Source organism: Steroidobacter gossypii (assembly GCF_016801985.1).
GTDB lineage: Bacteria > Pseudomonadota > Gammaproteobacteria > Steroidobacterales > Steroidobacteraceae > Steroidobacter > Steroidobacter gossypii.
The window spans coordinates 349,461-372,683 of record NZ_JAEVLS010000001.1; the positions used below are offsets into that span (position 1 = coordinate 349,461).

At 62.8% G+C, this 23,223-nt stretch carries 20 protein-coding genes; 9 read left to right on the top strand and 11 right to left on the bottom strand.

Going from position 1 to position 23,223, the window contains the following annotated elements; genetic code table 11:
• Positions 1–9: 9 nt before the first annotated feature.
• The 3 genes from recA to JM946_RS01645 all read right to left on the bottom strand — a co-directional run bounded on the left by recA (position 10) and on the right by JM946_RS01645 (position 2,219).
• Positions 10–1,035: a recombinase RecA gene (gene recA / locus JM946_RS01635; RefSeq protein WP_203166528.1), complete on the bottom strand. Its 1,026-nt coding sequence runs from the start codon at positions 1,033–1,035 to the stop codon at positions 10–12.
• A gap of 142 nt (positions 1,036–1,177) precedes the next feature.
• Positions 1,178–1,711, bottom strand: coding sequence for an RNA 2',3'-cyclic phosphodiesterase (gene thpR / locus JM946_RS01640; protein WP_203165395.1), 534 nt, complete (start codon positions 1,709–1,711; stop codon positions 1,178–1,180).
• Between the two features lies 1 nt (position 1,712).
• A complete protein-coding gene (locus JM946_RS01645; RefSeq protein WP_203165396.1) occupies positions 1,713–2,219 on the bottom strand; it encodes a CinA family protein in 507 nt (168 codons plus the stop codon).
• Positions 2,220–2,323: 104 nt separating this feature from the next.
• On the opposite strand from JM946_RS01645, the gene mutS reads away from it, so the two are divergent.
• Positions 2,324–4,900 (top strand): DNA mismatch repair protein MutS, encoded by a 2,577-nt coding sequence (gene mutS, locus JM946_RS01650; protein WP_203165397.1) that lies wholly within the window; start codon positions 2,324–2,326, stop codon positions 4,898–4,900.
• A gap of 80 nt (positions 4,901–4,980) precedes the next feature.
• Here mutS and JM946_RS01655 read toward each other — a convergent pair whose 3' ends face one another.
• Positions 4,981–5,646 carry an esterase/lipase family protein gene (locus tag JM946_RS01655; RefSeq protein ID WP_203165398.1) on the bottom strand — a complete coding sequence of 222 codons (666 nt, stop codon included), beginning with the start codon at positions 5,644–5,646 and terminating at the stop codon, positions 4,981–4,983.
• A gap of 99 nt (positions 5,647–5,745) precedes the next feature.
• On the opposite strand from JM946_RS01655, the gene JM946_RS01660 reads away from it, so the two are divergent.
• The 8 genes from JM946_RS01660 (at position 5,746) to JM946_RS01695 (ending at position 14,308) form a co-directional block, all read left to right on the top strand.
• Positions 5,746–6,672, top strand: a complete 927-nt coding sequence (locus JM946_RS01660; protein WP_203165399.1) for a 3-keto-disaccharide hydrolase — start codon at positions 5,746–5,748, stop codon at positions 6,670–6,672.
• Between the two features lie 23 nt (positions 6,673–6,695).
• Positions 6,696–7,823, top strand: coding sequence for a Gfo/Idh/MocA family protein (locus JM946_RS01665; protein ID WP_203165400.1), 1,128 nt, complete (start codon positions 6,696–6,698; stop codon positions 7,821–7,823).
• Positions 7,824–7,852: 29 nt separating this feature from the next.
• On the top strand, positions 7,853–8,752 hold the full coding sequence (locus tag JM946_RS01670) for a sugar phosphate isomerase/epimerase family protein (RefSeq protein ID WP_203165401.1): 900 nt from the start codon (positions 7,853–7,855) through the stop codon (positions 8,750–8,752).
• Positions 8,753–8,868: 116 nt separating this feature from the next.
• Positions 8,869–9,480 (top strand): 3-keto-disaccharide hydrolase, encoded by a 612-nt coding sequence (locus JM946_RS01675; RefSeq protein ID WP_203165402.1) that lies wholly within the window; start codon positions 8,869–8,871, stop codon positions 9,478–9,480.
• A 99-nt stretch (positions 9,481–9,579) separates the two neighbouring features.
• The gene (locus tag JM946_RS01680; RefSeq protein WP_203165403.1) at positions 9,580–10,800 is read left to right on the top strand and encodes a nucleoside permease; all 1,221 of its coding nucleotides are present in this window, start codon (positions 9,580–9,582) and stop codon (positions 10,798–10,800) included.
• A 30-nt stretch (positions 10,801–10,830) separates the two neighbouring features.
• A complete protein-coding gene (locus JM946_RS01685) occupies positions 10,831–11,853 on the top strand; it encodes a LacI family DNA-binding transcriptional regulator (protein WP_203165404.1) in 1,023 nt (340 codons plus the stop codon).
• A gap of 33 nt (positions 11,854–11,886) precedes the next feature.
• Positions 11,887–13,668, top strand: a complete 1,782-nt coding sequence (locus JM946_RS01690) for a GMC family oxidoreductase (RefSeq protein WP_203165405.1) — start codon at positions 11,887–11,889, stop codon at positions 13,666–13,668.
• 1 nt (position 13,669) lies between these two features.
• Entirely contained in the window at positions 13,670–14,308 is a 639-nt protein-coding gene (locus JM946_RS01695) for a gluconate 2-dehydrogenase subunit 3 family protein (protein WP_203165406.1), read from the top strand.
• A 16-nt stretch (positions 14,309–14,324) separates the two neighbouring features.
• Here JM946_RS01695 and JM946_RS01700 read toward each other — a convergent pair whose 3' ends face one another.
• The 7 genes from JM946_RS01700 to pgeF all read right to left on the bottom strand — a co-directional run bounded on the left by JM946_RS01700 (position 14,325) and on the right by pgeF (position 23,223).
• Complete coding sequence (locus JM946_RS01700) at positions 14,325–14,663, bottom strand: hypothetical protein (protein WP_203165407.1); 339 nt, start codon at positions 14,661–14,663, stop codon at positions 14,325–14,327.
• Positions 14,664–14,715: 52 nt separating this feature from the next.
• On the bottom strand, positions 14,716–15,816 hold the full coding sequence (locus tag JM946_RS01705) for an acyltransferase family protein (protein ID WP_203165408.1): 1,101 nt from the start codon (positions 15,814–15,816) through the stop codon (positions 14,716–14,718).
• A 392-nt stretch (positions 15,817–16,208) separates the two neighbouring features.
• On the bottom strand, positions 16,209–17,990 hold the full coding sequence (gene aspS, locus JM946_RS01710; protein ID WP_203165409.1) for an aspartate--tRNA ligase: 1,782 nt from the start codon (positions 17,988–17,990) through the stop codon (positions 16,209–16,211).
• A gap of 118 nt (positions 17,991–18,108) precedes the next feature.
• Positions 18,109–18,564, bottom strand: coding sequence for an FmdB family zinc ribbon protein (locus JM946_RS01715; protein ID WP_203165410.1), 456 nt, complete (start codon positions 18,562–18,564; stop codon positions 18,109–18,111).
• A gap of 97 nt (positions 18,565–18,661) precedes the next feature.
• On the bottom strand, positions 18,662–21,238 hold the full coding sequence (clpB, locus tag JM946_RS01720; protein ID WP_407700500.1) for an ATP-dependent chaperone ClpB: 2,577 nt from the start codon (positions 21,236–21,238) through the stop codon (positions 18,662–18,664).
• A 143-nt stretch (positions 21,239–21,381) separates the two neighbouring features.
• Positions 21,382–22,221, bottom strand: a complete 840-nt coding sequence (locus tag JM946_RS01725) for a ZIP family metal transporter (protein WP_269140864.1) — start codon at positions 22,219–22,221, stop codon at positions 21,382–21,384.
• 207 nt (positions 22,222–22,428) lie between these two features.
• Positions 22,429–23,223 carry a peptidoglycan editing factor PgeF gene (pgeF, locus tag JM946_RS01730; RefSeq protein WP_203165413.1) on the bottom strand — a complete coding sequence of 265 codons (795 nt, stop codon included), beginning with the start codon at positions 23,221–23,223 and terminating at the stop codon, positions 22,429–22,431.

Consider the following 23,223-nt stretch of genomic DNA (forward strand, 5'->3'; position numbering starts at 1 on the left):
CGGTTGCTCTTAGACCGCCTCACCCTTCTCGGCCTCGCCGCGCTTGGCCGGCAGCAGCTTCTCGCGGATCTTGCTCTCGATCTCGCGAGCGATGTCCGGGTTCTGCGCCAGGAAGGTGCGTGCGTTTTCCTTGCCCTGGCCGATGCGCTCGCCGTTATAGCTGTACCAGGAGCCCGATTTCTCGACCAGGCCCTGCGCCACGCCGATATCGATGATCTCGCCATTCCGCGAGATGCCCTGGCCGTACATGATTTCGAACTCGGCTTCGCGGAACGGCGGCGCCACCTTGTTCTTGACCACTTTGACGCGGGTCTGGTTGCCGACCACTTCCTCGCCATTCTTGATGGCGCCGATGCGACGGATGTCCAGACGCACCGAGGAATAGAACTTGAGCGCGTTACCGCCGGTGGTGGTTTCCGGATTGCCGAACATCACGCCGATCTTCATGCGGATCTGGTTGATGAAGATGACGATGGTGTTGGAGCGCTTGATGTTGCCGGTGAGCTTACGCAATGCCTGCGACATCAGGCGGGCCTGCAGACCGACATGCGCATCGCCCATTTCGCCTTCGATTTCCGCCTTGGGCGTCAACGCGGCGACCGAGTCCACCACGACCACGTCGACCGCGCTGGAGCGGACCAGCATGTCCGTGATTTCCAGAGCCTGCTCGCCCGTGTCGGGCTGCGAGACCAGCAGTTCCTGCACGTTCACGCCGAGCTTGCCGGCGTACACCGGATCCAGCGCGTGTTCCGCGTCGACGAACGCAGCGGTGCCGCCGGCGCGCTGCGCCTCTGCGATGACCTGCAAGGTCAGTGTGGTTTTGCCCGAGGATTCCGGACCGTAGATTTCGATGACTCGACCGCGGGGCAGGCCGCCCACGCCGAGCGCGATATCCAGACCCAGCGAGCCGGTGGAAACCGCCTCCACATCGTAAGTGGCGCTGGCGTCGCCGAGACGCATCACCGAGCCCTTGCCGAATTGCTTTTCGATCTGGCCGAGCGCGGCGACAAGCGCCTTCTTGCGATTTTCTTCCATCGGATGACCTGCCTGATTGATTGCTTCAGCTTCCAAGCCAGTATTTTACAAACCTGAAGCTCGAAACTGGGGAATATCTGTATATTTGCACAGTTATTCCTGTTATGCCACTGCCGGAGCGTGCTAGGCAGGAGTCAGCGGCTCATTCACGCTCGAGGGGCCAGCGGTTCAGCACCGAATACTGCGAGCCGCGGGCGTCGCGCACCGATTCGACCAGCGCGAAATCATTCACTTGCTGGCGGAGAACCTCGATCTTTTGAGTCGGGCGGCTGCGCGGCAGGTCGCGCGCGAGCGTGATGTGCGGTCGGAATTCCCGCTCGTCTTCGCGCACGAAGTTGCTCAGATGGGCACGTAATCTGGTGGCCAGATCGATCGCCGCAGCCGGCGGCGTGGACGAGGTGAGACACAACAATCTGCGCCCCCATGCCTCGACACCATCGAAGCTCAGCTCGAACGCGGGGCTGCCGGCGAGCGGCGCGGCCGCTTGCTGAACGACGTCGAAGTTCTCGGCCGGGACCTCGCCAAGAAACAGCAGCGTAACGTGCAGGTTCCTCGCCGGGATCAGCCGCCCGCCGCTGGCTAGGGCAATCGCGTGCGTGGCTGTCTCGATTTCAGCTCGAAACTGATCGGTGGGCCACAACGCGAAAAACAATCGACGGTGCCGGGCAGGGTCCACTTCATGGCTTCCGCTGCAGCTGGCTCAACTCGCGCAGTGCTCGCGCCACGGACTGACGGCGAATGGCTTCCCGATCCCCCGTGAATGTCTCCAGCGCGACGCGAGTTTCGATTTCGCCATTCTCCTTCCACGCCCAGGCGAACCAGACTGTGCCCACAGGCTTGCCCGGCTGCGCGCCCGCAGGACCGGCGATGCCCGTGACCGCGAGAGAGATGTGCCCGCCGAGCGCTTCGAGCGCGCCGATCGCCATTTCGCGGGCAGTCGCTTCGCTCACCGCGCCGTGCGAAGCCAGCGTCGAAGGGCGCACGCCGAGCAGGGACTGCTTGAGCACGTTGCTGTAGACAACCACACCGCCGTCGTACCATGCCGAGCTGCCGGCGATATCGGTCAACAACTTGGCCACCCAGCCGCCCGTGCACGACTCGGCCGTGACCAGGCGCCGCTCGGCGTCCAACAGGTCCGCGCCGGCCTGGGTGGCCAGGCGCATCAAATCCTCATCGTTGTTCATGCCATGCATGCTTCAAGCTCTCGGGGATCAACGTCAAGCTGGGCATATCCGGATTCGCGCAGGCACAATTCCGTTCTTAAGCGTCACGAGCCAAGCACCCCGCGATGTCCGCCGCCCTGGAAACACATACCCCGTCCATGCAGCAGTACCTGCGCCTCAAAGCGCAGTACCCGAACGAGTTGCTGTTCTATCGCATGGGCGACTTCTACGAGCTGTTCTTCGAGGATGCCAAGCGAGCCGCGCGCCTGCTGGATATCACCCTGACCGCCCGTGGGCAATCGGCCGGACAGCCCATTCCCATGGCCGGCGTGCCGTATCACAGCGCCGAGTCGTACCTGGCGCGGCTGGTCCGCCGCGGCGAGTCCGTCGCCATTTGCGAACAGATCGGCGACCCGGCCAAGTCGAAAGGACCCGTGGAGCGCGCGGTGGTGCGCGTGGTCACTCCCGGCACGGTCACCGATGACGCGTTTCTCGATGCGCGCCGGGACACGTTGCTCGCCGCTCTGTATCGGGAGGGTCAGCGTTTCGGAATCGCGTGGATGGAATTGTCGAGCGGCCGTTTCAGCGTGATGGAAGCCGCAGGCGAGGAAGCGCTCGCCGCCGAGATCGAGCGGTTGAAACCGGCGGAACTGCTGATTCCTGAATCATCCGCGCGCGACGGCATCAACATTTTCGTCCGCGAGCGGCCGCAGTGGCACTTCGATTTGGAAACATGCACTCGGCTGCTGTGTGAGCAATTCGCGACGCGCGATCTGTCTGGCTTCGGCTGCGCCGAATACTTCCTCGCGATTCGTGCGGCCGGCACGTTGCTTCAGTACGTTCGTGACACGCAAAAAGCCGCTCTGCCTCATCTTCGCGGGCTGCGCACTGAAGAGCGCAGCGAGGCCGTGCTGCTCGACGCCGCGACTCGTCGCAATCTCGAGTTGGATGTGAGCTTGACCGATCGGCCCGAGTGCACCGTCGCTGCCGTGCTGGATGAAACAGCCACTGCGATGGGCGGCCGTGAGCTGCGTCGTTGGCTGCATCGGCCGCTGCGGGACCGCGGCGCTGTCGAACTGCGCCTGCAGGCGATCTCGACGTTGATCGAACGCGCGTTGTACACGCCGCTCCACGATGTGCTCAATCACGTCGGCGACATCGAACGCGGCCTCGCACGAGTTGCGCTCAAGAGCGCTCGTCCGCGCGATCTGGCGCAGTTGCGCGACGCGCTCGGCAGACTGCCCGACTTGCAGCAACTGCTCGCGAACATCGATTCTCCGCTGCTGCGCGAGCTTGCTGCTCAAGCCGGTACTCATCCCGATCTTCATGACGTGCTCAAACGCGCCATCGTTGAGACCCCTCCCCCCATTCTGCGCGAAGGCGGCGTCATTGCGCCGGGCTACGACGCCGAGCTCGACGACCTGAAGCGCATCAGCGAGCACAGCGATCAATACCTGGTCGAGCTCGAAACGCGCGAACGCGAGCGCAGCGGCATCGCGAATCTGCGGCTTGGTTACAACCGGGTGCAGGGCTACTACATCGAGATCAATCGCAGCTTCGCCGACAAGGTGCCGCCGGATTATCACCGCCGCCAGACGGTGAAAAACGCCGAGCGCTACATCACGCCGGAGCTCAAGGAGTTCGAGGATAAAGTGCTCGGCGCACGCGATCGGGCGCTGGCCCGGGAGAAACAACTTTATGACGAGCTGCTGGATCTGCTGATATCTCGGCTTGCCGAGCTGCAAGCCTCGGCGGCGGCGTTGGCGGCGTTGGACGTGTTGTCCAATCTCGCCGAGCGAGCGGTGACTTTGCGATATGCGCAACCGGAGCTGTCGGACGATCCGGTGTTGCAGATCACCGAAGGTCGCCATCCCGTGGTCGAGCGCTTCATCGATCAACCGTTCGTGCCCAACGACCTCGACCTGCACAACTCGCGTCGTATGCTGGTCATCACCGGCCCGAACATGGGCGGTAAATCGACTTTCATGCGCCAGACTGCGCTCATCGTCATTCTCGCGCGCATCGGCAGCTATGTGCCCGCCAGGGCTGCACGAATCGGGCCCATCGATCGCGTGTTCACGCGCATCGGCGCGTCGGACGATCTTGCCGGCGGTCGGTCGACATTCATGGTCGAAATGACCGAGGCAGCCAACATTCTCAACAACGCCACCAACAATAGTTTGGTGTTGATGGATGAGATTGGCCGCGGCACCAGTACCTACGACGGCTTGTCCCTGGCGTGGGCTTGCGCGAATCACATCGCTCGTTCCGTGCGCGCGTTCACTTTGTTCGCCACGCACTACTTCGAGCTCACATCGCTGGCGCAGGACCTGGACAACTGCTCGAACGTGCATCTGGATGCTACCGAGCATGGAGAGAAACTCATCTTCCTGCATACGGTGAAGGAAGGTCCCGCGAATCAGAGCTACGGGCTGCAGGTCGCGGCGCTCGCCGGCGTGCCGCCGAAAGTGATCAACGCCGCGCGCAAGTATCTGCACGAACTGGAGCGTCGCTCCGCTGCGGCCGCTCAGCAGATGAAGCCTCAGCAGGAGTTGCTGCTCGAATTCCCCGAGGACGAGGAGGAAGAGGAACACGCCGCCATCGCCGCTCTCCGCAGCGCCGACCCGGACTCCATGACGCCTCGCGAAGCGCTCGACGCGCTGTACAGATTGAAGAAGTTGGCCATGGAAAAGGGGAACTGAGACAAAGATGGAGCGCTGCCGCTCTTATCCTGTGACGTCGAGCTGACGCATCGGCGTCGCCGGAGTGACCTACCGGGACGTCACCGCCGAAACATCCCGCTACGCAAGAAACATCGAGCCTGCTCAGCCACCTCAGTGGAAAACAGCATGCCGGTATGTGAGATCGACAGGACGATGTGATCCTTGGCTCCAGGCAGCTTGGTCTCCTCCACCAGCACCGTGCCGTCATGATCGGCGTTCAGGTCGGCGAACAAGCGCCCGAGGCCCAATCTCATGGACCCCGCGATCACGCCAATCTCACGATGGCCGCGCCATTCGCGCGGCGCGCAATTGATACATTCGGCATTCACCGCCGCGCCGAGGATCGCGCGCCCGAAGGGAACGACGCGCGCCACACCCTGCGCCGCTTTCGAGCCTTGTGACGGCGTCCCCAGCAAGACCGCCCGACCCGGCGGCAAATCGTCGGTGACCTCCAGGGCGCGCAGGATCACCAGCCCACCCAGACTGTGACCGACGAAGTGCAACTCCGGAACATGCTGCGCACGAGCGAAATCCAATAGCCCGCGCACGTGATCGTTCATCGAGCCGCTCACGGTCGGATACGAAAACGAAGCGACACGAAATTGACCGCCGGCCTCGAGCCGGTGTTGCAAGATCCGCAGCTGAAAGCCCGACATCCACAGTCCATGCACCAGTACGATGGTGGCAGGCTCGGCTGCCGCGCGCCGTTTGGGATCGTTGTTCAAGTCGCCATTGCCCTTGAAAGCCGTGACAAGCTATGGTCGCAGCGTGCGCCGACCGGGCGCAACACAACCGACAATGAACACGGGCACTCTGGGGGACTCATGCAGACAGCGATGACGCGAACGGGCAAAGCGAGCGCCGGGCTCGCGACCGCCTGCGCGCTGCTCGCAACGTCGACGGGTCTGGCGCAATCCACCCCTCCGGCTAAAGTCGAAGCGCCGGCCGAAGATTGGCTCCAGCTGTTCAACGGCCGCGACCTCACCGGCTGGACGCCGAAAATTTCGCAACACGCGCTCGGCGAGAATTTTGCCGATACCTTCCGGGTGCAAAACGGCGTGCTCCAGGTGCGCTATGACAAATACCAGAAGTTCGACGGGCAGTTCGGCCACCTGTTCTACCGGACGCCGTATAGCTATTACCGACTGGTGATCGAATATCGCTTCGTCGGCGAGCAAGCTCCGGGCAACCCCGGCGCCTGGGCGTTTCGCAACAGTGGCGTGATGCTCCATTCACAAGATCCGCGCACCATGACGCGCGATCAAGATTTCCCCATTTCCATCGAAGCGCAGTTCCTGGGCGGTAAGAGCGACGGCAAGCCGCGCACTACCCTGAACGTTTGCACGCCTGGCACCGAAATCGTGGTCGATGGCAGCCTGTATCCAGAGCACTGCCTGAACTCCACCTCCAAGACCTTCGATGGCGACCAATGGGTGCGGGCCGAGATGCTGGTGCTGGGCGCCGGCCAGATCACCCACATCATGGATGGCCAGAAAGTGCTCGAATACAGCCTGCCGCAGTTCGGCGGCGGTGTGGTGAACCGTCACGATCCCAAGGCCCAGCCCACCGGCGAACTGATCGAAGGCGGCTACATCGCGCTCCAGAGCGAATCGCATCCGATCGAGTTCCGCAAGGTCGCGCTGCTGAATCTGGCCGGTTGCATGGACAGGAATGCCAGCAACTATCGCCCCTACTACGTGAAATCCGAGCCGTCGACGTGCCAATATGCACGTCCGGCCGCCACCCCCTAACTCCCATCGAGCCTCGCAACGCCATGTCCAGACCTCTCCGCACGGCAGTTATTGGAACCGGTTTCATCGGCAGAGTTCATGTACGTTCTGCACGGCTGGCCGGCGCTGAAGTGGTGGGTGTCGCGGCCTCCTCGCCGGAGCGCTCGGCGCAAGCGGCGAAGGAGCTCGCCGTGCCTCGCAGCTTCGCCTCGGGCCTGGAAGCCGCGCGAGACAAGGACGTGGATGTGATCCACATCTGCACGCCCAACTCGCTGCACATGGAAGTCGCCAAAACGGCGTTGGAATCGGGCAAGCACGTCGTGTGCGAGAAGCCGCTCGCGACTTCGCTGCAAGACGCGCAGATGCTCACCGAGCTCGCCAACAGCAAGGGCCTGATCGGCACCGTGCCTTTCATCAATCGCTATCACCCCATGGTGCGTGAGGCGCGTGCGCGGGTGCAGGGCGATGAGACCGGCAAGTTGTACCTGATCCAGGGCTCGTATCTGCAGGACTGGCTCATGCAGGCCGGCGACACTAACTGGCGTGTGGATGCTACGGCGGGAGGCAAATCACGCGCCTTCGCGGACATCGGATCGCACCTGTGCGACCTGCTGGAGTGGATCACGGGCGAACGCTTCACCTCGCTGATAGCGACGCTCGGCACACCCATCGCGCAGCGCTCTGCCGCCGCAAGCCGTGTCGCATTCCAGGCCGCCGGCGAAGTGAAAGAAACAAAGTCGGTGGATACCGAAGATGTCGCCTGTCTGATCCTGCGCACGGATCGCGGCACGCTCGCATCCCTGACCATCAGCCAGGTTTCCGCGGGCCGCAAGAACCGTCTCTGGTTCGAGCTCGACGGCGCCCAGCAAAGCGTCATGTTCGATCTGGAAAGCCCCGAGCAGTTGTGGATTGGCCGCCGCGAAGGCATGACGCTGCTGGTGCGCGATCCGTCGCAAGGTTCGCCCGAGCATCGCCGGCTCGCATGGCTGCCAGCGGGACACGCGCAGGGCTGGGGCGATTGTTTTGAAGCATTCGTGCGCGATTCGTACGCCGCCATTCGTGGCGAATCTCACGTTGGCTTGCCCACGTTCGCGGACGGCGCCCGCTCCATGAGCATCGTCGAAGCCGTGCTGCGTTCCTCGGCCAGCAATCAATGGACGCCGGTTAACTAATAAACAGGTCACGAACAGGAGAGATGAGCATGATCACCCGTCGCAGCTTTCTCGAGGGCAGCTCGCTTGCTGCATTGGCCGCCATGACCGCCGGCCGCAGTTTTGCCGCGGGCTCCGGCACTGGCCCGCTGGGTCGCCCCATCGGCCTGCAGCTGTACACCGTGAAAGAAGAAGCCAATCGGGATCTGCTCGGCACGCTCAAGAAGCTGCAGGCCATCGGCTACCGCGAAGTCGAGACCGCGGGCTTCTATGGCAAGTCTGGCAAAGAGATGCGCAAGATCCTCGCCGATCACGGCATGACCGCGCCGTCCGCGCACTCCAGCATGGGCGAGATCCAGAAGAACATGCAGCAGTTGGTCGATGGCGCGGCCGAAGTCGGCGCCAAGTATTTCATCTGCGCGTTTCCGGCACGGCCGGGCGCAGCGCCGTCCGCCTCCATCGCCAAGGACATCACCCTGGATGACTGGAAGTGGAACGCCGAGCAGCTCAACAAACTCGGCGAGGCCGCGAAAAAAGTCGGGCTGCAGGCCGGTTATCACAATCACAACATGGAATTCCGTTCCTACGACGGCGTGATCGCATTCGACGAGTTGCTCAAGTGGACCGATCCGAAGCTCGTCACCATCGAGCTGGATCTCGCCTGGGTGGTGACGGCCGGCCTCGATCCGACCCGCTATCTCAAGCAACACGCCGACCGCATCTCGCTGCTGCACGTCAAGGACGTGCGCAAGGACGCGGTCACTACGGCGGACGAGCTCAAGTCGCAGACCGTCGAAGTCGGCCGCGGCAAGATCGACTGGAAGCGCATCTTCGCCGCCTGCGATCCGCAACATCTCAAGCACTACTTCGTCGAACAGGAAAACTTCACGGGCCCGACCATCGACGCCGTGCGCGCGAGCTTCGAGTACCTGAGCACGCTCAAGGCGTAACGTAGTCGTGGAATCATCGGCCAGGTGATCAAAGGAGCATCCTTATGTTGTTCAAGAATCCGACTTCGCGTCGGCTCGCAGCAGCGTGCGCCGTTACCCTGGGAGCGGCTTGTCTCATGACCGCCAACGCCGATGAATCCGCGAGCGGCAGCGGCGAATGGCAGCCGCTGTTCAACGGCAAGAACCTCGATGGCTGGAAGCACGTCGGCCCGGGCGAGATCGTGGTGGAGAACGGCGTCCTGAAGACCGTCGGCGGCATGGGCCTGCTGTGGTACACGCGCGAGAAGATCGGCAACGCCGTGGTGCGCATCGTGTACAAGGCGCCGGATGACAACGGCGGCGGCAACTCGGGCGTCTTCATTCGCATTCCCGAGCCGCCCACCGAGCCGTGGATGCCCGTGAACAAGGGCTACGAAGTGCAGATCGACGATAGCGACGACGACTGGCATCGCACTGGCGTGCTGTATTCGTTCACCAAGACCCTGGCGCAGCCCCAAGTGCACGAATGGAACACGATGGAAATCACCATCGAGGACGAGCGTACCGTGGTGACGGTCAACGGCACCAAGGTGACCGACTTTCGCGAAGGCGCGCCCGTGCCGGAGAAGAAACAGAAGCACGAGCCGGATCGGGGCAAGCGTCCGGCCAGCGGCTACATCGGGCTGCAGAATCACGGCGACAAGGACACGGTGTACTTCAAGGAAGTCAGCGTGAAGAAGTTGAAGTAACGTCAGCTTGGCTATGTAATCCATTAGCTTCGAACTCCAAGCCATGGCAAAGCGCGACCCGGCGCCGCAGCGGCGGCGCTCGGGTCATAAGGGGGACTTTTGAATCCGATCACTGCTCGGCTCAGCGTCATGATGTTCCTGCAGTTCTTCATCTGGGGCGGCTGGTTCGTCACATTGGGCACCTTTCTCGGCGCCGCCTTCTCTGCATCGGGCGGAGAGATCGGGCAAGCGTTTTCCACGCAAAGCTGGGGCGCGATTCTCGCGCCGTTCATCATCGGCCTGATCGCCGACCGCTACTTCAACGCCGAGCGCATCCTGGGCGTGCTGCATCTGATCGGCGCGCTATTGATGTACCTGATGTACAACTCCAGCGACTTCGCCTCGTTCTATCCCTATGTGCTCGGCTACATGATCATTTACATGCCGACCCTGGCGCTGGTGAATTCCGTGTCGTTCCGTCAGCTCAGCGATCCCGCCGCGCAATTCGGCAAGATCCGCGTTTGGGGCACGATCGGCTGGATCATTGCCGGCCTGTTCATCAGCACGGTCGGCTGGGATGCGCAGCAAGCCGTGGCAGCAGGCGCGCTCCGTAACACGTTCCTTCTGTGCAGCATCACCTCGCTGATCCTCGGCGTGTACAGCTTCACCCTGCCCGCCACGCCGCCCGTCCGCGTCGAGAATCAGAACGTGGTATCCCAGGCGCTGGGGCTGGATGCGCTGAGCTTGCTCAAGGACCGGAATTTCGCCGTGTTCGTGGTGTCGTCGGTGCTGATCTGCATTCCTTTGGCCTTCTATTATCAGAACACCAACCTGTTCCTCGCCGAAATCGGCGTGACCAACCCCACCGGCAAAATGACCATCGGTCAGATGTCCGAAGTGTTGTTCATGCTGCTGCTGCCGGTGTTTCTGAATCGCTATGGCATCAAGAAAACATTGCTCATCGGCATGGCCGCCTGGGTGCTGCGCTATGTGCTGTTCGCCTTCGGCGCGCAGGATTCGGTGCTGGTGCTGCTGATCGGCGGCATCGCTCTGCATGGCGTCTGCTATGACTTCTTTTTCGTGTCCGGGCAGATCTACACCGACTCCAAGGCGGGCGAGCAGTACAAGAGCTCGGCACAGGGGCTGATCACGCTGGCCACCTACGGCCTGGGCATGCTGATCGGCTTCAAAGTGGCCGGCCTGATCTACGATCAGTACACGCTGGCGAGCGGACACGACTGGAAGGCCATCTGGCTGATCCCGGCGGCGCTGGCCGCGGCCGTGTTTGGATTGTTCGCGCTTGCTTTCAAACCCGAGTCGATCCAGCGCAGCGGCGCATAATCGGCATTCGACATTATTCAAGAGCCCGCCGTGTCCTCCAGTCGCGCCACTTCGATCCGCCAGGTCGCCCGCCAGGCCGGCGTGTCGATTGCTACCGTCTCCCGCGCCTTGACGACGCCGGACAAGGTCTCCGACAAGACGCTGAAGAAGGTGCTCGCGCAGGTCGAGCGCAGTCGCTACAAGCCCAACTTGCTGGCGCGCAATTTCCGCAGCAAGCGGGCTTTCTCCGTGGTCGTGCTGGTGCCCAACATCGCCAACCCGTTCTTCGCTGAAATCATTCGCGGCATCGAACAGGTGGCGCAACAACACGGCTATGCGGTGTTGCTGGGTGACACCGAAGGTCGGGAAGATCGCGAGGCTTACTATGTCGGACTGGTCGAAACGCGACAGGCCGATGGTTTGATTCAATTGCATCCGCGCCTGCCCAAGGCGGCGCGCGGTGCGAACGGCGGGCTGGAGATTCCGCTGGTCAACGCTTGCGAATACATCGAAGACGCACCCTGCCCTCGCGTCGGCATCGATAACGCGGCGGCGGCTCGTGAGATGACCAAGTATCTGCTCGACCTCGGACATCGGCGCATCGGCGTCGTGCTCGGCCCGGATTCCAGCCCTCTGACCAGCGACCGACTTCGCGGCTACAAGCTCGCCTTGCGCGCGGCGAAGATCGCTGCAGACGACGCGCTGATCGCGCAGGGAGATTTCACGATGAGCTCGGGCAGCGCCGCCGCCGAACGGCTCTTCAAGGCCAAGCAGCCGCCCACCGCCGTCTTTTGCTTCAACGACGAAATGGCGCTGGGCGCGATTCGTTTCCTGAAAAGCACTGGCCGCTCGGTGCCGCAGGATGTGTCCGTGGTCGGCTTCGACGACATCGAGTTTGCGAGCTTCTGCGATCCGCCGCTCACCACCATCGAACAGCCCACCCGCGAGATCGGCAACAAAGCCATGTCGCTGCTGTTCGAGATGCTGAACGGCGGCAAGCTCGAACCGGCGATGCATACGTTGCCGATCAAGTTGATCGTTCGTGACAGCGCGGCGCCACCGCCGCGTCGCTGAAGAGTTCGAGGCAAAGCCAATGGGAAGTGAGCCATGCCGCTGATCGATACTGCAGGACTACAGAAGGAGTACGACGTCATCGTGGTCGGCTCCGGCGCCGCGGGTGGCCAAACCGCATACACACTGACGCTCGACGGCGCCAAAGTGCTAATGCTCGAAGCCGGCCGCAACTATGTGCCCGAGCTCGAGACGCCGATGTTTCAAACGCCGGACCAGGCGCCGCTGCGAGCTACGTCCACCCTCGACAAGGAGTTTGGCTTTTACGACGCCACGGTCGATGGCGGCTGGCAGATCCCCGGCGAGCCCTACTCCAGCGCCTCGACCGACGCCGACCGAACCTTCTGGTGGTGGCGCGCTCGCATGCTGGGTGGGCGCACCAATCACTGGGGTCGCATCTCGCTACGCAACGGCCCATACGATTTCAAACCCAGGACGCGCGACGGGTTGGGCTTCGACTGGCCGATCTCTTACGAGGACGTCGCGCCGTATTACGACAAGGTCGAAATGCTGATCGGTGTGTACGGCGACAACGATGGCTATGAAAACACCCCCAACTCCCCCGAGGGTTGTTTGCTGCCGCCGCCCAAGGCGCGCGCCGGCGAGCGGCTAATTCAGAAACACGCAAAGACGGTTGGTGTGCCAGTCATTGCCGCGCATCGCGCCGTCTTGACTCAGCAGCTCGATTACAAGCGAGCCCCTGCGCTACTGCATCCTGGCAACGCACGCGCACAGCAGATCGTGGCCGACAGTATGCGCAGCCGTGCGCCTTGTTTCTGGGCGACGGACTGCGGCCGCGGCTGTTCGATCAAGGCGAATTATCAATCGACTACGGTGCACCTGCCGCCCGCGATGGCCACGGGCAATCTGGACATTCTGCCGAACGCCATGGTGCGTGAAGTGGAGATGGGCAAGGACGGCCGCGCGACGGGCGTGCTCTTCATCGACAAGAGCACGGGCAAGGAACAACGCGCCAAGGGCCGCATCATCGTGCTCGCCGCGAGCGCGTGCGAAACAGTGCGCATCCTGCTCAACTCCAAGTCGCCGCAGTTCCCCCAGGGCCTCGCCAACTCCAGCGGCAAAGTCGGCAAATATTTGATGGACACGGTCGGGGCCAGCGTCACCGGCCAGATTCCGGCACTGGAGGATCTGCCTCCACACAACGAGGATGGCGCGGGCGGCATGCATGTGTACTCGCCGTGGTGGCTGTACAAGGAACAGCTCGCAGGCAAGCTCGACTTTGCACGCGGTTATCACATCGAAATCGGCGCGGGCCGCGACATGCCCAGCTTCGGCGCGACCGCCGGGTTGGCGAATTTCGTCGGCGGCTACGGCAGGAAATTCAAGCAGGACATGCGCCGTTACTACGGCTCGTTCGTGAGCCTGGTGTGTCGCGGCGAGATGATTCCCAACGAGGATTCGTATTGCGAGATCGATCCGGAGAAAAAAGATCAGTACGGCATTCCAACGCTTCGCTTCCACTGGAAGTGGTCCGAGCACGAGCGGCGCCAGGCGGTCCATTCGCACAAGGTCTTCACCGACATCATTCAGCAGATGGGCGGCCGAGTCACCGGCAAGCAGGACCTGCTGCCGGGCGGTTTCATCATTCACGAAGTCGGCGGCGCGATCATGGGCAGCAACCCGAAAAGCTCCGTGGTCAATCAGTGGGGCCAGAGCTGGGACGTGAAGAATCTGTTTCTCACCGACGGCGCACCGTTCCCGTCCAACGCCGACAAGAACCCGACGTTGACCATCATGGCGCTGGCCTGGCGCTCTGCCGATTACATGCTGGCCGCTATGAAGCGGCGGGAGCTGTGACATGGAAACGTTCAACGACACGATGCGCGTCGATCGCCGCACGGCACTCAAATGGGTGCTCGCAGCCAGCGCGGCCCTGCAGTTGCCCACGTCGAGTCTGGCTCAGGACACTGCCAAGAGCGTCACGGGCTATGGCAAAGATCCGAATCTGCTGAAGCTATACAAGATCGGCGAGCTGTGGCCGCTGACTTTGAACGACGCGCAGCGCGCGACCGCGACTGTGCTCAGCGATCTGATCATTCCCGCCGACGAGCAGTCACCCGCCGCGGCCAAAGTGGGCGTGGTGGATTTCATCGATGAGTGGATCAGCGCGCCCTATCCTGACAACCAGCGCGACAAGCCTGTCGTCGTGCAAGGTCTCGCCTGGCTCGATCAGGAATCTCAGCGGCGCTTCAAGAACAACTTCTCTGCTTTGACCGAGGAGGAGCGCGTAGTCATTTGCGACGACATCAGCGCCGCGAAGGCGGCTGCTCAGTTCGCCGAAGCTGCGAAGTTCTTCGCGCGCTATCGCGCGCTCACCGCTGGTGGTTACTACACGACTCCCCTGGGCATGAAAGACCTGAAGTACGTCGGTAACGTGGCAATGACCACGTTCGAAGGCCCGCCGCCCGAGGTACTGAAGAAGCTCGGACTGGCGTAGCAGCAAGGCGGTCTTTTCATTTCGCTCCGATGGCCTTCTGAGACGCGCGTTCTCGTGAACGCGCGGCCCGTACACTTCGCCATTTCCGGAAGCCAGACACCGACAATATCGCCAACAGCGAGCCAGTCATGGCGGTCGCGATGATCAATATCGTGATGCTGATAACGATTGCGCAGCCCGCCCGACAGTCCTCCTCTGCCTGCAAGTCCGCCCAAGTCTGATAGCCCAGCAACAAAGCGCCGGCGAAAACGCTAGCGAAATAGAACTTCAACCAGCCGCGCCGCATCGCCGCGACCACCAGCGGCACCGCATAGAACACCAACAACAGGACGGCGAGCGTTTGTGTGTTGCTCATGATTGTCGGGGCCAACGCCGGCCCCTACTGCATGACCGTCCGGCGATGAGCTCTATGGTTCCTTTACGACTGACGGAATCGCCACCGCAGCCGCGGGCGCGGGCGCCGTGCGGTTGGATTCGAAGAAGCGCTTCAATTTTAGGATGGGCGATTCGAACAAGCGATACGACACCGTCGCAACCGCCACAGCAACGGCGCCAGTGACCACCACCTGCATCACGGACTCCAGCAGGCCAGGACCGCCCAGTCCCGCGAACGCGAGCAAGGAAGATGTGAGCATGAGGCAGAACGGATGGAGCAGATAGATGCCATAGCTCACGGTGCCCATATGCACCAGCGGCTTCCATGTAAACGCCTTGGCGTTCATGCCCATGATGAGCCCGGCGCCAGCCACGAACGCGACCAGGCTATAGCCGATGGTCCCACCCAACATCGACTTGCGCGAGAAGTTGCCAGTCAGGATCAGGGTGAGCAGGACGGCGCCGCCGATCATGAGTACCGGAGCGGCGTACTTCCGCAGTTTCTCCTGAGGCAACATGATGAGCAGAGCGCCCACCGCGAACGCGTCGGCGCGCAGCGGCATCATCATGTGAATCCACATCCAGTTGGCTTCGGACCACAGCAAAGCCCGTCCAATCGGCGCCAGCACGATCAGCGCCAGACAGAATGCGATCATTTGCGACCTGGTGATGCGACGGACCAGCGCCGGCCACACCAGATAGAACTGCTCCTCCACCGCGAGCGACCAGGTCACGTCCGTCAGGAACAGCTGCCAGCCGGCCGTGGCCACCGCGAAGTTGCTCAGATACAGCCAATACATCCAGCTGGATTCTTCCAGCTTGGCCGGAATGTCGATGACCAGCGGCAGGACGAGAAACACCGTCGCCAGCACCAGATAGTAGAGCGGGAAGATGCGCAGCGAGCGGCGCGCATAGAAGTTCACGAAATAGCGCGAGCCTTCTCGTGCCCGCCACAGGATCTTGGTGATCAGAAAGCCGGAGAGCACGAAGGACAGCTGCACGCCCAGCCAGCCCGCCGCGGCGATCCTGTTGAGGAATGTATAGCCTTCCGGATAGGTCCAAAGATGCGTGACCAGCACCGCCGCAATCGATAACGCACGCAGCCCAGTCAACTGGACGACTCTCTCACCCATCTATCCCTCCGTACGTGCCGCTCTCCGTCGGCGCCCGCTGATGTTGTTGTTATCGGGCGTATCCCACTCGTCAGCGCAAATACGTGAAACTCGGGACCGATCCGCAAGCCAGCCACCGAGGCACGCCTCGGCATGCGAATCTGTCTACCTCTCGACAACGAAATTGGCACCGAACTCGCCGGGTTCGAAGAACGCCAGGCTTGTGCCGCGACTTTGCTAACGAATGATTAAACCCGCGGCGCGCTTCGCATCGCCAGTGACCTGAAGGACAATTCCCTCCAGCACTTTAGGCGCTTCCCGACATGGGCTTGTTATGTTCTGCTCAGCAGAGGGCTGAGGTTCGACGCGGGATGGCGCCGACGCACAAGCCGCGTCGGCGCGTTACAACCGGATCAGCCCTCGATTTTCAGCGGCAGCTTCACCCGGATATGCAGTTCCTTGAGCTGCTCTTCGCTCACCGCCGTCGGCGCGCTGGTCATCAGATCCGCCGCGGTCTGGGTCTTGGGGAAGGCGATGACGTCGCGGATCGAATCGGTGCCGGCCATGAACATCACGATGCGATCCAGACCGAAGGCGATGCCCCCGTGCGGAGGCGCGCCGAACTTGAGCGCCTCGAGCAGGAAGCCGAACTTGATCTGCGCTTCTTCCGGCGAGATGCCGAGCAGATCGAACACGGTGGACTGCATTTCCGTGCGGTGGATACGCACCGAGCCGCCGCCGATTTCGGAACCGTTCAGCACCATGTCATAACCTTTCGACAGGGCGTTCTTCGGGTCGGCGCGCAGCGCCGCGGCGTCTTCGATACGAGGCGCGGTGAATGGGTGGTGCAAGGCCGCCCAGCGCTTCGCATCCGGATCCCACTCGAACATCGGGAAGTCGACCACCCACAGCGGATGCCAGCCGGTCTTGGTGAGCTTCAGATCGTGGCCGACCTTGATTCGCAGCGCGCCGATGGAATCGTTCACGACCTTGGCGGTGTCCGCGCCGAAGAAAATCAGATCGCCATCCTGCGCACCGGTACGCGACATGATGCCGCTGATCGCAGCGTCGCTCAGGAATTTGAGAATGGGCGACTGCAGGCCGTCGCGACCTTTCGCCTTCTCGTTGACCTTCACGTACGCCAGACCCTTCGCGCCGTAACGGCCGACGAAGGTGGTGTAATCGTCGATCTCCTTGCGTGACAGCTTGGTCCCGCCTTCCGGCACGCGCAACGCCACCACGCGACCTTCCGGATTGGAAGCCGGGCCCGAGAACACTTTGAACTCCGAGCCCTGCACCAGATCCGCGACATCGACCAGCTCCAGCGGAATACGCAGGTCCGGCTTGTCCGACGCGTAACGGCGCATCGCCTCGGCGTACGTCATGCGCGGGAACGGGTTCGGCAGATCGTCACCGAGCACGACCTTGAAGATGTGACGAATCAGCTGCTCCATCAGCTGCATGATCTGCTCTTCGCTCAGGAACGACGTCTCGATATCGAGCTGAGTGAATTCGGGCTGACGCTCGGCGCGCAGGTCTTCGTCGCGGAAGCAGCGAACGATCTGATAGTAACGATCGTAGCCCGCCATCATCAGCAGCTGCTTGAACAGCTGCGGCGATTGCGGGAGCGCAAAGAACTGCCCGGGATGGGTGCGGCTCGGCACGAGATAGTCGCGCGCACCTTCCGGCGTCGCCTTGGTGAGCATCGGCGTTTCGATGTCGATGAAGCCGTTGTCGTCCAGATACTGGCGCATGGCGCGCGTCACCTGATGACGCAGGCGGACGCGCTTTTGCATGACATCGCGGCGCAGATCGAGATAGCGATATTTCAACCGCAGCTCTTCGTTGACCGGCTCGTCGTGATGGAACGGCGGGGTCTCGGAGCGGCTCAGAATCTCCAGCTCGCGGCACAGCAGCTCGACCTGACCGGACGCGAGATTGGCGTTCGCCGTACCGCCCGGGCGGGCCCGCACCAGCCCCTTGATCCGGATGCAGAACTCGCTGCGCAGGCGCTCGGCGTCGGCGAACACCTCCTTGGCGTCCGGGTCGAACACGATCTGCAACAGACCTTCCCGGTCGCGCAGGTCGACGAAAATGACCCCGCCATGGTCCCGCCGGCGGTGCACCCAGCCCGCGACGCTGACTTCCTTGCCGATGAGGGTTTCGTTGACCTGGCCGCAATAATGGGAGCGCATGGAAAAGGCTCGGGACGTAGGGAGCGCGCGATGTTACGGAGCCCCCCGAAGCGGCGCAAGGCACGCCCGCCGCCCCATCCCCAGGCGGGAACAGGGCAGCCGGGCGTAGGACTTTGGATTAGCGGCGCTTCGCCTTCTTCTTGGCCGGCGCGGCCTTCTTCGGCGGCGGGCGGCGGGCCGGCGCCTTGGCGGCCGGCTTCTTGCCCTTGGCCGGGGCGGCTTTGACCGGAGCCTTCTTGGCGGCGGCGGCGGTCCTGACTTCCGGCTTGGACTCGGCCTTTTTCTTGGCCGGGACTTCAGCCTTGGTCTCGGCCTTGGTGTCGCTCGAGGTCTTGTCCTCGGACTTCTCGGCCGGCTCGTCGCGATCGGCGAGATTGCGCTTGTCCTCGCCCTCGGACTTGAAGTCGGTCTCGTACCAGCCATCGCCCTTGAGGCGGAACACCGGCGCCGAGATCAGTTTCTTCAGTGTCTGCTTTTTGCAGCTGGGGCACTGCTTCAACGGCTCATCGGAAATCTTTTGCAGGGTCTCGACGTAGAACTTGCAGTGACTGCATTCGTATTCGTAAAACGGCATGGTTATTCTCGTAGGACCAGGGCGGCTCGGCGTCGCCGCATCATAGTGGCGAACGCCGATTGTTCAAGTTCTCTCGGATGGCTGCAGCGGCTACCAATCACCCGCGTTGAAACGCCAGCTGGCCATCCTTGACCGTGACCAGCACGCGAGCGCCGGGGCCGAACTCGCCACGCAGGATACGTTGCGCCAGCGGGTTCTCCAGCTGTTGCTGAATCGCTCGCTTCAAGGGCCGGGCGCCGTACACGGGATCGAAGCCGGCCTCGGCCAACCGATCGGTGGCAGCCTCGTCCAGCACCAGCTCGATGTCCCGCTCGCCCAGCCGGCGACGCAGATGACCCAGCTGGATGTCCACGATGGCACGCAGCTGATTCCGGCCCAGCGGATGGAACACCACCAGATCGTCGACGCGGTTGATGAATTCGGGCCGGAAGTGCTGCTGCACGATCTCCAGCACCGATTGTTTCATCCGGGCGTAGTTGGCCTCGCCCGCCAGCTCCTGAATCACATGCGAGCCCAGGTTCGACGTCATGATGATGACGGTGTTACGGAAGTCGACCGTGCGCCCCTGGCCGTCGGTCAGTCGCCCGTCGTCCAGCACCTGCAACAGCACGTTGAAAACATCCGGATGCGCCTTCTCGACTTCATCCAGCAACAGCACTGAATAGGGCCGACGCCGCACGGCTTCGGTCAGGTAGCCGCCTTCCTCGTAACCGACATAGCCGGGAGGCGCGCCGATCAACCGCGCCACCGAGTGCTTCTCCATGAACTCCGACATGTCGATGCGGACCATGGCTTCTTCGGTGTCGAACAGGAACTCGGCGAGCGCTTTGCTCAGCTCGGTCTTGCCGACACCGGTCGGGCCGAGGAACAGGAACGAGCCATTGGGGCGATTCGGATCGGACAAGCCGGCACGCGAGCGGCGGATCGCATCGGATACCGCGGACACCGCCTCGGCCTGGCCGACGACTCGCTTGCCGAGCTGTTCTTCCATACGCAACAGCTTTTCTTTTTCGCCTTCCAGCATCTTGGAAATGGGGATGCCGGTCCACTTGGAGACCACTTCGGCGATCTCCTCGTCGGTCACTTTGTTTCGCAGCAGCTTCTTCTGATCGGCCTGCTGCTCGGCCGCGGTGGCCTGCGCCAGGCGCCGCTCCAGCTCGGGGATGCGGCCGTACGCAAGCTCGGACATGCGCGCGAGATCCTGCGCGCGTCGCGCCGTTTCCAATTCGATCTTGGTGCGCTCCAGTTCTTCCTTGATGCCGGCGGCGCTTTGCACCGAGGCTTTCTCGGACTTCCACACCTCTTCCAGATCGGAATATTCCTTCTCGAGAGCGCCGAGCTGCTCGTCCAGCGCTCTCAGGCGTTTCTTGGAAGCCTCGTCGGTTTCCTTCTTCAAGGCCTCGCGCTCGATCTTCAGCTGGATGATGCGGCGTTCGAGGCGGTCCATAGCTTCCGGCTTGGAATCGATCTCCATGCGGATGCGCGAGCCGGCCTCGTCGACCAGGTCGATGGCCTTGTCCGGCAGCTGCCGATCGGTGATGTAACGATGCGACAGCGTGGCTGCGGCCACGATGGCCGGATCGGTGATCTCGACGCCGTGGTGAACTTCGTAACGTTCCTTCAAGCCGCGCAGGATGGCGATGGTGTCTTCCACCGATGGCTCGTTCACCAGCACCTTTTGGAAACGACGCTCGAGCGCCGCGTCCTTCTCGATGTACTTGCGATACTCATCGAGCGTCGTCGCGCCCACGCAATGCAGCTCACCGCGCGCCAGTGCGGGCTTGAGCATGTTGCCGGCGTCCATGGCGCCTTCGGCTTTGCCGGCGCCGACCATGGTGTGCAACTCGTCGATGAACAGGATGACGCGGCCTTCCTGCTTGGCGAGGTCGTTGAGCACCGCCTTCAAGCGCTCTTCGAATTCACCACGGAACTTCGCGCCCGCGATCAGCGCGCCCATGTCGAGCGCGAGGATGCGCTTGTTGCGCAGGCCTTCGGGCACCTCGCCGTTGACGATGCGCTGGGCCAGGCCTTCGACAATGGCCGTCTTACCCACGCCCGGCTCGCCGATCAGCACCGGATTGTTCTTGGTCCGCCGTTGCAGGACCTGCACGGTGCGCCGGATTTCATCGTCACGGCCGATGACCGGATCGAGCTTGCCCTGCTCGGCGCGCTCGGTGAGATCGACAGTGTATTTCTCCAGCGCCTGGCGGCTTTCCTCGGCATTGGCGTCGTTCACTTTCTCGCCGCCGCGCATCTCATCGATGGCCTGCTCGATGGAACCCTTCACCGCGCCGGCGTTCCGCAGCAGCGTGCCGAGCTGGCCTTTGTCTTCGAGGGCGGCGAGCACGAACAGCTCGCTGGCGATGAACTGGTCGCCGCGCTTCTGCGCGAGCTTGTCCATCACGTTCAGCAGCCGGCCCAGCTCGTTGGAAACATGCACGTCGCCGGCGTTGCCCTCGACTTTGGGCAGCCGATCCAGCGCCTCCCCCAACTGCGAGCGCAGCAGGTTGACCTTGACCCCGGCCTTGTCCAGCAGGTGGCGCACCGAGCCGCCCTGCTGATCGAGCAGCGCGACCAGCAGGTGCGCCGGGTCGATGTATTGATTGTCGCGGCCCACCGCCAACGACTGGGCGTCGGCCAGGGCCTGCTGGAATTTGCTGGTGAATTTATCCATTCGCATCTGAATGCTTCCCCGGCGCGCCTGTTGCATCGGCCGCCGTTTACCTGGCTGCGATCTGGGGCGAAAGGTCGGAAAATTCAACTGATTCCCGGGCCGAAAGATCCCGAGGATGGCGCTCCGGGCCGGACCCGGCCGGCTCAGTGGGCCAGGTTGTGGCTGACGTAGATCACCACCACGCCGAGCACGATATACACCAGCTGCCACACCCCCGAGCCGGGGTCCACCTTGCGGTGGAGGCCGGGAATGAGGTCGGCGACCGCGATGTAAAGAAAGCTCGATGCCGCGATCGCGATGGCGTATGGCAGCACCTGCTGCACCTCGGCCATGGCGAAGTAAGCCAGCACGCCGCCCAGCACGGAGGTCACGCTGGCGAGCAGGTTGAGCGTCAGCGCCTTGAGGCGGCTCATGCCGCCGTTGAGCAGGATGGCCAGGTCGCCCACTTCCTGCGGGATCTCGTGCGCGCAAACGGCGATCGCCGTGACCACGCCGAGATGGATGTCGGTCATGAAGGCGGCGGCGATCAGCACGCCGTCGAGCACGTTGTGAAAGCCGTCGCCGATCAGGATCAGCGTGGCCGAGGCCCGATCGCGGCCGTGCTCATGACTGTGATTGTTGGGATGGCGATGATGGTTGTGGCCGTGCGCATGCGCGTGCGGCTCGGGGCTTACGTGGACCTCGCACACGTCGGCATGACAGTGGCGCCAGAGCACCATCTTCTCCAGCACGAAGAACAGCAGCAGGCCGCCGAGCAGCGTCAGGCCGATGTCATGGCTGTCGGCCGCGCCGGCCGATTCGATGGCGTGCGGCAGCAGGCCCAGCAGCGCCGCACTGAGCAGCGCACCGGTCGCAAAGCTGACCAGATGCGGCAACACACGCGACCGGACGCGATCCGACACAGCCAGGAACAGCGAGGCAGCCAGCGCGCTCAGCACGCCGCCGATGGCTGTGAATAGAACGATCCAGCTGAGCAGATGCATCTTGGGAGAATTCGCGGGCCGTCCGTGGCCGGCTGCCGCCGGCACAGACTCGATGACTCATGAGCGCTGTTGGTATGACCGGCAGCGTAGCATGCGTGTCAAGAGCCAGTTGATGTTGACGGTCCAGCGGCCTTGCTCGCCCGTGATGCGCGGCATGCCACGCATGCTGGGCGCGAACGGTCCGGGCCCGACCGAGGTGGCTGCCGGTCAGTCAGCGAGCCAGACGAGGGTGGCCATCCGGCCGGTGCGGCTGTCGCGGCGGTACGAAAAGTAACGTTTGCTATCGGCGAAGCATTGAAAGCCGCCGCCATATACGGCGGTGACGCCGAGCCGAGCCAATTCGTTACGAGCCAGTCGATATAAATCGGCCTGCCAGCGGCCGCGAGCGTTGCTGTGAAACGCAGCCGCGTTGCGGGCATCGAGCTGCACGAATCGTTCGCGAACCTCGTCGCCAACCTCGAACGCTTGCTGCTCGATGGCCGGTCCGAGCCAGGCCATGAGCTGCGTTGATGGAACATCCAGCGCCTTGATGGTCGCCCCCAACACGCCACCTGCAAGACCACGCCAGCCGGCGTGCGCCGCTCCCACACGTGTGCCGCGTGTATCGCAAAAGAGAACGGGCAAACAATCGGCGGTCATGACCACACAGACCGCGCCGGGCTCCAACGCAACCGATGCATCAGCCGTCGGCGCGTCTGCGGGTTTCGCTTCAGCATTCTCCGAGCCGGCAGCGAAGGTCACATTGTCTACACGGCGGCGGTATGAGCCGAGGTCGATGACATCGATCCCGTGTACCTGATTCAACCAAACAGGCTCGGCGGGCAATGCAAGCGCGATTCGTAGCAAACGACGATTCTCGGCCACCGCGCCCGGATCGTCACCCACATGCGAGCCCAGATTCAGGCTGGCAAACGGCCCCTCACTCACTCCCCCAGTACGCAGCGTTGCAGCCGCTTTGACTTGCAAAGGCGCCGGCCAGTCGGGAGTGATCCATTCGATCAT